Annotated in this window: 15 protein-coding genes, 1 pseudogene and 1 riboswitch; of the genes and pseudogenes, 6 read left to right on the top strand and 10 right to left on the bottom strand. The window is 65.3% G+C overall.

Translation table 11 applies throughout. The annotated features are described in order from the left end of the window. The first annotated feature begins 260 nt into the window (after positions 1–260). Positions 261–1,349: a chorismate synthase gene (gene aroC / locus A5906_RS12920; protein ID WP_080135586.1), complete on the top strand. Its 1,089-nt coding sequence runs from the start codon at positions 261–263 to the stop codon at positions 1,347–1,349. Positions 1,350–1,549: 200 nt separating this feature from the next. Continuing rightward, on the top strand, positions 1,550–2,740 hold the full coding sequence (locus A5906_RS12915; RefSeq protein ID WP_080135708.1) for an adenylate/guanylate cyclase domain-containing protein: 1,191 nt from the start codon (positions 1,550–1,552) through the stop codon (positions 2,738–2,740). Between the two features lie 111 nt (positions 2,741–2,851). On the opposite strand, the gene A5906_RS12910 is transcribed toward A5906_RS12915, so the two are convergent. The 6 genes from A5906_RS12910 to A5906_RS12885 form a co-directional block, all read right to left on the bottom strand. After that, entirely contained in the window at positions 2,852–3,769 is a 918-nt protein-coding gene (locus tag A5906_RS12910; protein ID WP_245326711.1) for an ABC transporter substrate-binding protein, read from the bottom strand. A 217-nt stretch (positions 3,770–3,986) separates the two neighbouring features. After that, positions 3,987–4,292 (bottom strand): ATP-dependent Clp protease adapter ClpS, encoded by a 306-nt coding sequence (gene clpS, locus A5906_RS12905; RefSeq protein ID WP_080135585.1) that lies wholly within the window; start codon positions 4,290–4,292, stop codon positions 3,987–3,989. A 46-nt stretch (positions 4,293–4,338) separates the two neighbouring features. Further along, complete coding sequence (locus A5906_RS12900) at positions 4,339–4,680, bottom strand: DUF190 domain-containing protein (RefSeq protein WP_080135584.1); 342 nt, start codon at positions 4,678–4,680, stop codon at positions 4,339–4,341. A gap of 2 nt (positions 4,681–4,682) precedes the next feature. After that, positions 4,683–5,108 (bottom strand): fluoride efflux transporter CrcB, encoded by a 426-nt coding sequence (gene crcB, locus A5906_RS12895; RefSeq protein WP_080135583.1) that lies wholly within the window; start codon positions 5,106–5,108, stop codon positions 4,683–4,685. A gap of 5 nt (positions 5,109–5,113) precedes the next feature. Continuing rightward, on the bottom strand, positions 5,114–5,503 hold the full coding sequence (gene crcB / locus A5906_RS12890; protein WP_080135582.1) for a fluoride efflux transporter CrcB: 390 nt from the start codon (positions 5,501–5,503) through the stop codon (positions 5,114–5,116). A 16-nt stretch (positions 5,504–5,519) separates the two neighbouring features. After that, a complete protein-coding gene (locus A5906_RS12885; RefSeq protein WP_136615192.1) occupies positions 5,520–6,728 on the bottom strand; it encodes an MFS transporter in 1,209 nt (402 codons plus the stop codon). 95 nt (positions 6,729–6,823) lie between these two features. Next, positions 6,824–6,914: riboswitch (Fluoride riboswitch) on the bottom strand. A gap of 256 nt (positions 6,915–7,170) precedes the next feature. On the opposite strand from A5906_RS12885, the gene A5906_RS12880 reads away from it, so the two are divergent. Both A5906_RS12880 and A5906_RS12875 read left to right on the top strand, forming a co-directional pair. Further along, the gene (locus A5906_RS12880; RefSeq protein ID WP_080135581.1) at positions 7,171–8,040 is read left to right on the top strand and encodes a DUF1194 domain-containing protein; all 870 of its coding nucleotides are present in this window, start codon (positions 7,171–7,173) and stop codon (positions 8,038–8,040) included. 170 nt (positions 8,041–8,210) lie between these two features. Next, complete coding sequence (locus tag A5906_RS12875; protein WP_080135580.1) at positions 8,211–8,846, top strand: hypothetical protein; 636 nt, start codon at positions 8,211–8,213, stop codon at positions 8,844–8,846. Positions 8,847–9,042: 196 nt separating this feature from the next. Here A5906_RS12875 and A5906_RS12870 read toward each other — a convergent pair whose 3' ends face one another. Beyond that, positions 9,043–10,101 carry a class I SAM-dependent methyltransferase gene (locus A5906_RS12870; RefSeq protein ID WP_080135706.1) on the bottom strand — a complete coding sequence of 353 codons (1,059 nt, stop codon included), beginning with the start codon at positions 10,099–10,101 and terminating at the stop codon, positions 9,043–9,045. 15 nt (positions 10,102–10,116) lie between these two features. On the opposite strand from A5906_RS12870, the gene A5906_RS43500 reads away from it, so the two are divergent. After that, positions 10,117–10,311: a hypothetical protein gene (locus A5906_RS43500; protein ID WP_210189977.1), complete on the top strand. Its 195-nt coding sequence runs from the start codon at positions 10,117–10,119 to the stop codon at positions 10,309–10,311. Between the two features lie 11 nt (positions 10,312–10,322). Then, the gene (locus A5906_RS12865) at positions 10,323–10,925 is read left to right on the top strand and encodes a hypothetical protein (protein ID WP_080135579.1); all 603 of its coding nucleotides are present in this window, start codon (positions 10,323–10,325) and stop codon (positions 10,923–10,925) included. A 73-nt stretch (positions 10,926–10,998) separates the two neighbouring features. Here the strand turns inward: A5906_RS12865 and A5906_RS12860 are convergent. The 3 genes and pseudogenes from A5906_RS12860 to A5906_RS12850 form a co-directional block, all read right to left on the bottom strand. Beyond that, a pseudogene (locus tag A5906_RS12860) lies at positions 10,999–12,059 on the bottom strand (class I SAM-dependent RNA methyltransferase); the annotation flags it as partial. Positions 12,060–12,194: 135 nt separating this feature from the next. Further along, a complete protein-coding gene (locus A5906_RS12855; protein ID WP_080135578.1) occupies positions 12,195–12,929 on the bottom strand; it encodes a TlyA family RNA methyltransferase in 735 nt (244 codons plus the stop codon). Positions 12,930–12,954: 25 nt separating this feature from the next. Further along, complete coding sequence (locus A5906_RS12850; RefSeq protein ID WP_080135577.1) at positions 12,955–13,509, bottom strand: nucleoside 2-deoxyribosyltransferase; 555 nt, start codon at positions 13,507–13,509, stop codon at positions 12,955–12,957. Positions 13,510–13,580: the final 71 nt, after the last annotated feature.

Raw genomic sequence — 13,580 nt, 5'->3', positions numbered from 1 at the left:
CCCCCGCCAGCGCCGCCGAGCTCTATATCGAGCAGGGCGCCGTCTACGTGTTCCGGGACGGGCGGCTGGAGAAGTTTAGTTAAGCCCCTCCCACTCATTCCAGGGCGGTGCGCAGGGCGAACTCCGGTGCGCCCTTGCGCACCTGAGAATCTCGAGATTCCGGGTCTGGTCCTTCGGACCATCCCGGAATGACGGGGTAACCGGTTTGACCCCCAGCTCCCCGCGCGTTACGACACGCCGGACCGAACCAGCGAGCAGCGATGTCCTTCAACACTTTCGGCCACATGTTCCGCGTCACCACCTTCGGCGAGAGCCACGGGGTGGCGATCGGCTGCGTGGTCGACGGCTGCCCGCCGATGATCCCGCTCACCGAGGCGGACATCCAGAAGGATCTCGACCGCCGCCGTCCCGGCCAGTCGCGCTTCACCACCCAGCGCCAGGAACCGGACCAGGTGAAGATCCTGTCCGGCGTGATGGCGCATCCGGAGACCGGCGTGCAGGTGACGACGGGCACGCCGATTGGGCTGCTGATCGAGAACACCGACCAGCGCTCGAAGGACTATTCCGAGATCAAGGACAAGTTTCGCCCCGGCCATGCCGACTTCACCTATGAGGCGAAGTACGGCCTGCGCGACTATCGCGGCGGCGGCCGCTCCTCGGCGCGCGAGACCGCGATGCGCGTTGCCGCCGGTGCGATCGCGCGCAAAGTGCTGCCCGACGTCAAGGTGCGCGGCGCGCTGGTGCAGATCGGTCCGCACAAGATCGACCGCGACAAGTGGGACTGGGACGAGATCGCCAAGAATCCGTTCTTCTGTCCGGACAAGGACAAGGCCGCCTTCTTCGAGACCTATCTCGACGGCATCCGCAAGAGCGGCTCCTCGATCGGCGCGGTGCTCGAGATCGTCGCCGAAGGCGTGCCGGCGGGCCTCGGTGCGCCGATCTACGCCAAGCTCGATTCCGATCTTGCGGGCGCGATGATGACCATCAATGCGGTGAAGGGCGTCGAGATCGGCGCCGGTTTTGGCGCTGCCGAGCTCACCGGCGAAGAGAACGCCGACGAGATGCGCACCGGCAATGACGGCACACGCTTTTTGTCTAACCATGCGGGCGGCGTGCTGGGCGGCATCTCCACGGGACAGCCGATCGTGGTGCGCTTTGCGGTGAAGCCGACCTCGTCGATCCTCCAGCCGCGTCTCACCGTCGATCGCAAGGGCACTGATACCGAGATCTTCACCAAGGGCCGCCACGACCCCTGCGTCGGCATCCGCGCCGTCCCCGTCGGCGAGGCCATGATGGCCTGCGTGCTGGCCGATCATTTCATTCGGGATCGCGGACAGGTCGGCCGCTGAGTTTTTTCACCTCTCCCGTAGAGAGGTCGGATCGCATCAAAGATGCGATCCGGGTGAGGGGTTACGCTGTCACTGTATGCTGCGGCCCCTCACCCGGATTGCTGGGGAGAGGTGAGGAAACGGTGCTGGAAGCCTTCGTGTCGCAGTACCAGCCCACCGCGCAGCTTGACGTCGCTGCAACTTCGTCCGCAAATGCGCACATGCAAAACTCCGAGCTCCAGCGCATCACCAATTGGCTGATCGACGGCGCGAGGTCGTCCGGGACCCCGGCCGAGATGATCGCCGATGTGTGCGAACATCTGGTCGAGGCCGGCCTGCCGCTGTGGCGCTTCGGCATCTTCATCCGCACGCTGCATCCGGAGATCTTCGGCCGCAACTTCATCTGGCGGCAGGGCCAGGAAGTCGAGATCGGCACCGTCGATTTCGAGATTCTCGATACGCCCGAATTCGCCAAGAGCCCGCTCCGGATCGTGTTCGAGGAGGGGCTGGAGGTCCGGGGGCGAATGGACGACCCCGACAGCAAGCGGTTTCCGTTTCTCGATGACATGCGCGCCGAAGGCGTGACCGACTATGTCGCGATGCCGATGCCGTATCTGGACGGCTCGATCCATGCGACGAGCTGGGTCACGCGGCGTCCCGGCGGCTTCAGCGACGACGACATCGCGGCGATCCGGACCATCGTGACGCCGCTCGCGCGCGTCAGCGAGATCATCAGCCTGCGCCGCACCGCCGAGATGCTGCTCGACACCTATGTCGGCAACCGTGCAGGCGCGCGCATTCTCGGCGGCCAGATCCGACGCGGCCACAACGACACCATGCAGGCCGCAATCTGGCTCTCGGACCTGCGCGGCTTCACCGCGCTGTCGGACCGGCTCCCGGCCGAGACCGTGGTCGAGATCCTCAACCAGTATTTCGATTGCCAGGTCACCGCGATCCGCGGTCACGGCGGCGAGGTGCTGAAATTCATGGGCGACGGCCTGCTCGCGGTGTTCCCGATCGACGAATATGTCGGTGATGCCGCCCATGTGTGCGCGCGCGTGCTGGAGGCCGCGCGCGAATCCCGCACCAGCGTCGAGGCGCTCGCCTTTCCGATCGGCGACATCGTCGAGCGCTTCCGCTTCGGCGTCGCGCTCCACGTCGGCAACATCCTCTACGGCAATATCGGCGGCGGCAACCGCCTCGACTTCACCTGCATCGGTCCCGCCGTCAATCTCGCGGCGCGGCTGGAGAAGATCGCGGGCAGGCTGGGGCGCACCGTCGTGGTGTCGGAAGTCTTCGCCAAGGCCTGCCGCCACGACTGGCGCGCGCTCGGCGAGTTTCCGATCGCGGGGTTCTCGAAGGCGCAGCGTGTGTATGGGCTGGCTGAAGAGACGCCGGTGGTGATGGCATGAGCGCGCTCAAACCGACGATCGCGCCGGTCGGCTGAGCCGAGAGCTGCGGCCACCGTTGTTGGCTGCGCGCGCCTCAGTCCGTCTCCCTGTTCTTGTTGTCGTTGTCATCAGTCATTTCGGCGCCGTCGGCCGGTCCGGAACGAAGGATTTGTCGATGATCTTCTCGGCATCGATATCGGGTTCGATCATCTTCTGGCGCTTGAACCAGGCGATCTGCCGGGCGACGTCGGCGCTGTCGAACGCGGGGTCGACGACCGACAGTCCGATGCGGAGCTGCTCGACCTTCTGCTCGGTGTATTTGGAGATGATCGCAAGCATCGCGTCACCTTCCTCGCTGCGGACGAATTTGCCGTCCGCATGGCGTTTCAACAGCACGCGCGCATAGTCGTCGGCGCCGCGGCGATAGACGGCCAGCACCTTCTCGACCAGCTTGCGGTTCTTCTCGATCATTGCGGTCGAAGCCACGACGCAGCCGAGCATCCAGGGGGTCTCGTCGCCGACGAAGCCGAGCACGATCGCGTCGCCGGAGGCGACCACCGGGCTGATCGTGGTCGTGGCGGTGAGCGCCGCGTCGAGCTGGCCGCCCTTGATGGCCGCGGCGACATTCGGCAGCGATTGCAGCGGAACGACCCGGACGGATGTCACTTCGAATTTCAGCTTGTCGGCGACCAGGCCGAGCGAATAATAGAAAGTCGAGCCGACTTGCGTGATGCCGACGGAGTGGCCCGGCAAGTCCTTCAGCCTCTTCAGGCCCGAATCATAAGCGCGTCTGGAGGCGACGTAGGCCGTGTTCTGGAAGGCGGATGCCTCGCGCGCCGTGCCGGCAACCACCTTCAGTCCGCTCTTGCCTGCGAGGTTGTAGAACGCGGCCGTGAAGCCGGTGAAACCGATGTCGATATCGCCGGAGACGCTGGCTACCGCGATCGGCACGGCGGCATCGAAGAATTTCAGATCGGCCTCGAGCCCTTCCTGCTCGAAATAGCCGCGCTCCTTGGCAAGGAACAACGGGGCTGCCGAGGAGAGCTTCAACAGCCCGATGCGGACCCGTTCCGCCGCTGTGCCGTGCCGGTGGCGAAGAAGGTGATCGTCGCCAGTGTCAGGACCAGTCGGCCTCTTGTCGCGAAGCTTCTTATTGATATCCCCACTTCCGTCGTTTCCCCACTTTGCTTGTCGTCCGGCCTGCGCCGGTTTTGCGGCATTGTCGGCGATCTCCGGCGGGAATGCAAAGTCGGGAGGCGCGGGTGGCCTATTCCTCCGGCTCGGTCGTGAACAGCAGTGGATAGCCCTTGGCGCGTCCGGCATCCGTGGCGCGCGTCGCCTTGGTCTCGGCGACGTCCTTGGTGAACACGGCGACCACGCAGGTGCCGAGCTTGTGCGCGGTGATCATCACCTTGTAGGCCTGATCCTCGGTCATGCGGAATTCGGCCTTCAGCACCATGGTGACGAATTCGCGCGGCGTGTAGTCATCGTTGATCAGGATGACCTTGTGCAGCCGCGGCCGCTCGACCTTGGTCTTCGTCCTGGTTTTCGGCTTGGTGACGGTGTCGTTCATTCCGCCTCCTGGACACGGCGGGCCAAAGGTTTCCGGCCGGAAGCAATCAGCTCGCGGCCCTCCCACCATATTGCAGGACCCGTACCTTCTCCAAGGTGATCAGCCCGCTCGACATCATGCTGTCCAGGATGGGCAGGAATGCATTGATGTTGTCCTCGCTGTCGACGATCTCGATCAGCAGCGGCAGGTCCTCCGAGAGGCGCAGGATTTTCGAGGTGTGCAGCCGGCTCGACTTGCCGAAGCCCATGGGACCACGCAGCACGGTGGCGCCGGCGAGGTGCAGCTCGCGCGCCCTCATCACGATTGCTTCGTAAAGCGGCTTGCCGTCGAAATGATCGCTCTCGCCGATGAAGATGCGGAGCGAAACTGCCTGATTGGGAATTTGCATGGTCAGCTCCTTTTCAAGCGGTTGTAGCGGCTCGCCATCATATGCCCGGCCCACACCGACACCAGCCAGCAGACGACGGAGGACGCGACATAGGCGAGCGCGGTGTACTTCATGCCGCCATGGACCAGGCGGAAGGTTTCCAGGCTGAAGGCGGAGAAGGTGGTGTAGCCGCCGCAGAATCCGGTCATGACGAATTGCCGGTGCTCGGGCCGCGCCAGCACGCGGCCGTCCGGGCCGGTCAGCGTCGCATAGAAGCCGATGATCAGCGAGCCCGTGGCGTTGATGAACAGCGTCGCGGTGGGAAAGCCTGGCCCGGTGTCGAGCGCGAGTCCGACCAGATAGCGCGTCAGGCCGCCGACGATGCTGCCCGCGGAAACCCAGGCATAGAGGACCGCACTGCGCCAGCGTTCGGCGGAGGGGGCGTTCATCTGGCTTAGCCCCCCAAACCATCTGCGAGGAGGAAGCCGCAGCTCACGGCGGTGAGGCACAGTCCGACCGAGGCCACGATATTGCCGAGCGCATGGATCGGCTCGCCATTGCGGGCGAGCGTCAGCGTTTGCAGGCTGAACGAGGAAACTGTCGTGTAGCAGCCGAGGAATCCGGTCACCGCGAACAGCCAGGGATTGGGCGAGGCGAAGACCGAGCCCGGATGGGTCGCAAGTGCGCCGAAGATGCCGATCAGGAAGGCGCCGGTGACGTTGATGGTCATGGTGCCCCACGGAAACGTCTCGCCCAGCCGTCGCGCGATGGCGCCGGAGACGAAGTAGCGCGCACAGCCGCCCAGCACGCTGCCGATCATGATTGCGATCACTCCGCTCAGCACGACGAACCGCCTCCCGTCATCGTTTGCCCTCCGTTGCAAGCCCGTTGCCGACGGCAAGCAGTCCCGCGAGCGACACCAGTGCGAAGCCGAGCCCGGCCAAGAACGTGCCGGCCGGGCCGTAGGCGTCCCACAGTGCGCCTGCGATCACGCTCGCCGCCAGCAATGCCAGCCCTGTGAACAGGTTGAAATAGCCGAATGCGGTGCCGCGCAGGTTCGGCGGTGCGGCATCGGCGACGAGCGCCGAGAGCAGGCCCTGCGTCAATCCCATATGCAGTCCCCACAGCACCACCCCGAGCGCGAGGCCACCAAGGTTCGGCAGCAGCGCGAGTGCAAGGTCGGCGCCGGCGAGCAAGAGGAGGCCGACCGCAAGCAGGCCGGTCCGGTTGATCCTGTCCGACAGCACGCCCGCCGGATAGGCGGAGAGCGCGTAGACGATGTTCATCAGCACCAGCACCGCCGGCACCCACATCGCATTGAGGCCGATATTTTGCGCGCGCAGGATCAAGAATGCCTCGCTGAAGCGGGCGAGCGTGAATACGACGCCGACCGCGACGACGCGCCAGTAGACCGATCCGAGCTGCCGCATCGCCGCGAGATTGAGCGGATTTTTCGCAGGCTCCCGGCTCGGGTCCGGGTCCGGCTCGTTGACGGCAAAGGCGATCAAAGCGAACGAGAGAAAGGCCGGCAGCACCGCGAACCAGAACACGAGGGCAAAATTGTCCGCCGTCCACCACATCAGGCCGATCGCGACGAGCGGCCCGACGAAGGCGCCGATGGTGTCGAGGGATTGGCGCAGGCCGAAGCTCGCGCCGCGCAGGCCGCGCGGGGCGATATCGGCGATCAGCGCATCGCGCGGCGCGCCGCGGATGCCCTTGCCGACGCGGTCGATGAAGCGCGCCGCCACCAGCCACCCGACGCTCGGCGCGAGCGGGAACAGCGGTTTTGTCAGCGCGGCAAGGCCATAGCCGAGCGCAGCGAGCAGCTTGCGGCGGCCGAGCCAGTCCGACAGTGCGCCGGAGAAGATCTTGGTGATCGATGCGGTGGCCTCCGCAATGCCTTCGATGAAGCCGACCGTGAGCGTGGATGCGCCGAGCACGGTGACGAGATAGACCGGCAGCAGCGCGTGGATCATCTCGGAGGAGACGTCCATCAGCATCGAGACGAAGCCGAGCACCCAGATCCCCCGGGGCAGCCCGCTGCGCACAGCATTCGGTGTCGTCGTCACGCCTTCTCCGTCTCCCGCTTTCAGGCAGCAAAAAACCCGCCATCGGCGGGTTTGTCCATGCTCCCGCCAAAGGCGGAGGCTCAATGATTGCCCCACCTCAAGCAGGAGTCATCAGCCCACTACGGTCCAAGATTCGGGTTCAAGGCCGCCGGGCGGTTGTCGGGGGACTCCATCCCCATCTGTGCGGTCAGCCTAGCATGGAAATCGTGCCGGACAAGTGGGCGGACGTGCACCCCACGTTCGCCGCCGTCAGCCCGGCGCTCGCGAAGTGAGGACTCTGGCCGGCGACCGCACGTGTTCCGGTGACGCAAGCGCGGCAACACGGCGGCAGCTTTGCGTAGTGCACACGAATTCCTAACTCGAATGTGAAGCGCAGGCGATCTTCGCACTTTGCGGCAAGGCGATTGCATGTCACCATCGCGTCATACGACGGGAGACTGCGATGCGCTTGCTGTTCTCGATCGGGGCTGTGCTGGTGGCCGGCGTGCTTGCCGGAGCGGACGTCGCGGGCTTGGCTGGGCCAGGGCCGAAGTTTGAACCGCCCAGGAGCGAGCCGCAGCGGCTGGCGGCGGACAAGGATGCGCAGACGGTCGATGTCGAGCTGATCCTCGCGGTCGACGTGTCCTACTCCATGGACATGGACGAGCTGGCGATCCAGCGTGAGGGCTACGCGCAGGCGATCCAGTCGAAGGAATTTCTCCAGGCGCTGAAGATGGGTCCGAACGGGCGGATCGCGGTGACCTATTTCGAGTGGGCCGCCTCCACCGACCAGAAGATCATCATTCCCTGGCGGCTGGTCGACGGACCGGAGACCGCGGATGCAGTCGCCGCCGAAATCTTGAAGACGCCGATCCGGCGCGCCTCGCGCACCTCGATCTCCGGCGCGATCACCTTCGCCATGCCGCTGTTCGACGAGGATCCCTATCGGGGCCTGCGCCGCGTCATCGACATCTCGGGCGACGGCCCAAACAACAACGGCGGCCCGGTCACGGTGGCGCGCGACGCCGCGCTCGAGAAGGGCATCGTCATCAACGGCCTGCCGATCATGGTCAAGGAGCCGTCCTACTCGACCATGGATATCGACAATCTCGATTACTATTATGAGGACTGCGTCGTCGGCGGTCCCGGCTCCTTCGTCATCGCGATCAAGGACCGCGACAAGTTCAAGGAGGCGATCCGTACCAAGCTGCTGATGGAGGTCGCCGGCCGCACGCCGGAGCGGCCCGTGGTGCGCGTTGCCGACAAGGACAAGGAGCCGCGCGTCAACTGCCTGATCGGCGAGAAGATCTGGTCGGACCGCTGGGGACGCTAGGCGCACCTGAGGTGAGATCTTTTACCCATCTCATCCGGCGGTTGAATTTAACCGCTCGTTAACCGGGGCGCAGGCCTAATCGGATTGTCTCTGCTTGTTTCCGGCCGCCATCCTGACTGGCCGGCGAGCAAGCGAAAGCGGGATCGTCCGACCCGTCTCCGAGCAACCCAATGGCCATCGTCACATCCAGCACCAGCCAGATTTCGCCCGCCAACGAGCGGCTGTATCACCAGAGTGCTCTGGTTGGCGACTGGAAGGGCAATTGGGTGGGCAACAACCAGCCCGTCGACTTCAAGGTCGTGAACATCCGCGGTGCCCGGGCGCAGGTCGAGTACACCCATAACGGCCACACCGAGCGCGGGTTTGGCGAGGTCAGGGGGACGCTCATCACCTTCGGCGGGGTCACGGTCGGCACCAAGGACGGCAAGAACATGGTGCTCCTGTTCTCGGTCGGCGGTGCCGGCAAGCAGACCGCCAACCTCGAGAAGCAGGACCCGCCGGCGTCCGACAGTCGCCTGATGGGAAGCTGGGGCGGCTATTCCAGCGACAACGGCAAGAGCGCGAGCTTCAAGGTTCTCTCCGTCAACGGCAAGGAGGCGCAGGTCAGCGTCACCACCGACGGTGTCACCCGCCAGGGCACCGGCTACGTCTACAACAACGTCATCATGTTCGGCCAGGCGCAGATCGCGACCGATGACGGCAAGAACGGCAAGATCATCTACCAGGTCGGCAGAAAATCCTTCATGGTGCCGGTGACGAAATATCCGCCGGCCGATACATCGTCGTCTGTCGACAGGACCGCCTGAGCGCGCCGAGCGCGCGCCTCCGCGGCGCTGCATCCACACCGTCATTGCAAGGGCAGCGAGCGATCCAGAGTCCTTCCGCAGAGGCAGTCTGGATTGCTTCGCTGCGCTCGTAAATGACGGCATTGTCGTCGGTGCGGCGCGAGGCTGCGGCACCGGCATGGCCGTATGCCGGCGCCACGCGACTGTATGAGAAAGGTCAGATCCGCGCCTCCAGGATCAGGTTGAAGGGTGTTTCCGCGGCGCGGCGGAAGCGCGACAGGCCGCCTTCGCGCGCGACCTTGCGCAGCCGTGCTTCACCCGCCTGTGCACCCAGCGCCAGGCCGACTTCCTGATCGAGCGAGGCCGGCGTGCAGATCATGGTCGACGCTGCATAGTAGACGCGGCCGACCGGATTGAGATTGTCCTCGAGGCGATCGCCTGCGAACGGCTCCACCAGCATGCAGGTGCCGTCCTTGGCCATGGTCTCGCGCACGTGACTGATGGCGCCGACGGGATCGCCCATGTCGTGCAGGCAATCGAAGAAGCAGACGAGATCGTAGCCTTCGGCGGGATAGGACTTGGCCGAGTGAACCGCGAAGGAGACCCGGTCGCCGAGTCCGGCTTCGTTGGCCGCTTTGCGCGCCGCCTCGATCGAGCCCTCGTGATAGTCGAAGCCGTAGAAGCGGGAGTTGGGGAAGGCCTCCGCCATTAGCCGTGTCGAGACGCCGTGGCCGCAACCGACATCGGCGACCTTTGCGCCGCGCTTCAGCTTGTCCACGACGCCGTCGAGTGCGGGCAGCCATTCCTGCACCAGATGATGCATGTAGCCGGTGCGGAAGAAGCGGGCGGTGCCGCAAAACAGGCACTCGCTGCGCCGGTTCCAGCCGACACCCTTGCCGCTTTTGAACGCGTCCGTGATCTTCGGCTCGTCGAGAAACGCCGCGGCAATGACATTGCCGACCGCGCCGAGGAACACCGGGCTGTCCTGGTCGGCAAGCGCCATCGCCTGCTCCGGCAGCATCGAGAATTTTCCTGAACCGGCATCATATTCGACGTAGCCGGATGCAGCCTGGCTCGAGAGCCATTCGCGGACATAACGCTCGGTTGTCCCGGTGGCGCTGGCGAGCTCGGCGGAGTTCATCGGCCCCTTGGCGGCGAGGGCGCGGTAAAGGCCGAGCTTGTCGCCCAGCAGGACCAGCGAGGCGTTCATCGCCGCCCCCACCTCGGTGATCATCTTGCCCATAAAGGCATTCAACCTGTCGGAATTGACCTCCATGATAGCCTCCATGCAATGACGGGCATTTTCAAAGGTCTGCGCAATCAAAGCGCGGGCGCCAGCTTGCGCGCGCCCTTTCAATGGGTCAATCCGACCCAGAGGAGGTTCAACGCGTCAGGAAGAGGTGATTGGGAACTGGATGGCGCGGTCGCCGGCGCCACGTCGCTGGTATTCGCCCGCTCACGGGCGTATAATTTGCAAGCTTTTTGACGGTCGCCTGAATGCCGAGCCTTGCACGTTCCTTTCGTCTCGCAATCCTCTTCGCCGCGCTCTGCTTCTGCGGAGCGCCCGCTCATGCGCAAGTCGCACCCCTGAGATATTGGATTCCGGGTGGGGCCTTCGGCTATGGCGGCAGCGATGGCCAGAGCTCCGACGCTTACGGCAATTTTCCGAGCTTCAATGCCGGCGACGCAGGCGGGCGCACCAATTTTGCCAACGGCTTCTTCGTCGGCAGCCAGCGCGGCAACCTGAATTGGGGCGGCCTCAGCCAGACTGGCCTCGCCGGCAATTTCAGCGCGCTCTCCTATGACAGCACGCAGTTCGGCTACAACACCAAGACGGCGGGCGGCTTGCCCGTCACCTTCTTTGCCGGATTCGACACGCTGAAATATGGCAACGGCATCGGCAGCTCGATTGCGCCGCTGACCCCTGGCGCCGCACCGGGATACAGCGCATTCGCGGGCGTCGAGTTCAAGCCGACCTCCAATCTCAGCCTGTCGTTCGGGGCCGGGTTCACCCAGCAGGACTCGGGCCGCATGGACAGCGATATCAGGTCGAACATGCTGCCCGGCGAGTCACCGGCGCTCGGTGGTCTTCGGCGCTAGACCCGGCCTCGGAGGGCCGCGTTAGCGCGAAGTGCGTAGCGGTTTCCCGAACCCGTCATGCTCAAACAAAAGACTACCTTGTAAACTTTGCGACCAATTCCACATGCGGCGTGTGGCGGAACTGGTCGACGGGCACCACGGTCTCGATCTTGTAGCCGCCATCGATCAAGAGCCGCGCGTCGCGGGCGAAGGTCGCGACGTTGCAGGACACTGCCACCACGACGGGCACCTTGCTCGCGGCAAGCTTCAGCGCCTGCGCCTGCGCGCCCTGGCGCGGCGGATCGAACACGACGGCATCGAAATCGCGCAGCTCCGGCGGCACCAGAGGCCGGCGGAACAGGTCGCGCGGCTCGGCTTTGATCGGCTTGAGCCCCGGCGTGCGCGCTGCCTTTGCGAGCGCGGCGATCGCGCCGGCATCGCTGTCATAGGCGGTGACGCGTGCCTTCTCGGCGAGCCGCAATGCAAACGGCCCGACGCCGCAGAAGAGGTCGAGAACCTCCTTGGCCTTGCCGACGCGCCCCGCGACCAGCGCGGCCAGCGTGTCTTCTCCCGCGACGGTCGCCTGCAGGAACGAGCCCGGCGGCAGCGTCACTTCAGTGCGGCCCATCTTCACCGTCGGCGCGAGGCGCTGTAGCACCAGCTCACCGTGGCGCGTCAGCCGCGCCAGGCGATGCTGCTCGGCAACGCGCGAGAGCGCCGTGACGAGCGGCGTCGGCAGCGGGCCGGAGCCGCGCACGTCGACGTCGAGGCCGTTGATGGTGGCGGTGACCTGGATGTCGAGCGGCTTGGTCACCGGCATTTTCGACGTTAGTGGCTCGGCGATAGCCCAGGCGGCATCGAGCGCGCCTTCGAGTGCGGGATCGAGGATCGGGCAGCGATGGATCGGGATGACGTCGTGCGAGCTCGTCGCCGAGAAGCCGACCTTGAGGATGTCGTGCGTGCCGAAGCGGCCATGCAACGTGACGCGCCTGCGCCCGACGCCATGGGCATCGACCAGCGGCGCCACCTCGCATGCGATGCCGGCCTGCGCCAGCGTCTCGACCACGATGCCGCGCTTCCAGGCATGATAGGGCTCGGCCGCCCAGTGCTGGATGGCGCAGCCGCCGCAGACGCCGAAATGCGGACAGAACGGCTNGGTCGGGATGGTGTCCTGCGACGTGGTCGACCTCGACGGTCTCGCCGCCAAGCGTGTAGGGCACGTAGACGGCATCGCCCGCCGTGAGCGAGACGCCGTCGCCGCGATGGCCGACATGATCGATGGTCAAGCGCTCAACCACGGCGCGCGCCCAGGAAGAATTCGATGTTGCCGTCGCCACCGGCGATCGAGGAGGGGAACACCTCGATGTCGGTGCAGCCGAGCGAGGACGCATAGGCCGCGATGTCGTCGCAGATCGCCTGATGCACGGCGGCGTCGCGGATGATGCCCTTCTTGTTGCGCTTCCTGTCAGCCTCGAATTGAGGCTTGATCAGCGCCAGCAGGCTCATCGGTGCGGCCGCCAGCGACAGCGCCACGGGCAGCACGCTCTTGAGTGAGATGAAACTGACATCGATGACGACAATATCCGGCCGCGCCGGCAGGCGCTTGCCGTCATAGGCGCGAATATCGGTCTCCTCCATCGACACGATCTTGGGATGACCGCGCAGCGAAGGATGCAGCTGGCTGGTGCCGACATCGACCGCGAACACCAGGCTCGCGCCGTTGGCAAGCAGCACCTCGGTGAAGCCGCCGGTGGAGGCGCCGACGTCGAGGCAGACATGATCCTCGATCTCGATCGGGTAGCGCTCCAGCGCGCCCGCGAGCTTGACGCCGCCGCGCGAGACGTAGGGGTGCGCGGGCTCGGCCTGGATCACCGCGTCCTCGGCGATCGTCTCCGACGGTTTGGAAACCTGCTTGTTGTCGGCGGTGACGAGGCCGGCCTCGATGGCCGCGCGCGCCCGTGCCCGGCTCTCGAACAGGCCGCGCTCGACCAGCAGAACATCCGCGCGCTTGCGGGCAGGGGACATCGGTTCTCTCAAGAGGGACTGGCGCTTATGTAACGATCAATCGCGCGGCCGCCATCCGGACGCAAGTCTCGAACGCGGCGAGATCGTGCCAGACATCGATAGGCATGGTGGCCGGCGTCACCAGTGGGCAGCCATGCAGCTCCAGCGCATGGATCATCATGAGGTTATCGACGAGGCCAAAGTCCTCGACCGTCAGCCCCTGGGCATCGACCAGCCTTTCGTCTTCGGAGGTGACCTCCATGAAGCGACCGACACGGTCGGCATAGACAGCGCCATCGTTGGAATAGGCCAGACAAAACTTCCGGCGGCCGGCCATGTAGCCAAGCTCGTAGACGGTGCCGGGATCGGCGCCGGCGCCGCGGAACGGCGTCAGGTTCGCGATGATGGCATCGGCCGCATCCATCATCGCCTCGTTGCCGCAAAAGATCTGCCGCGAGGCGTCGGGCGCGGCAAGGTCGATGACGTTGTCGAGGGGATAAAGGCCGGTGAGCCCGAAGCCAGCGCAGATTTCAGCCTTGCGTCGGCCGATCTCGACGGCATCCGGCAGGAACACGTCGGGACCTGCCAGATAGATTTTCATGGGTGCGGTCTGCCGGATGCGAAGCGCGGTGCAACACCTCTCCCGATGGGAGAGGTGGGGGTCAGCGTCTG

The organism is Bradyrhizobium sacchari, assembly GCF_002068095.1.
In the GTDB taxonomy this organism is placed as follows: domain Bacteria; phylum Pseudomonadota; class Alphaproteobacteria; order Rhizobiales; family Xanthobacteraceae; genus Bradyrhizobium; species Bradyrhizobium sacchari.
This window is presented reverse-complemented; position numbering and strand designations above follow the sequence as displayed.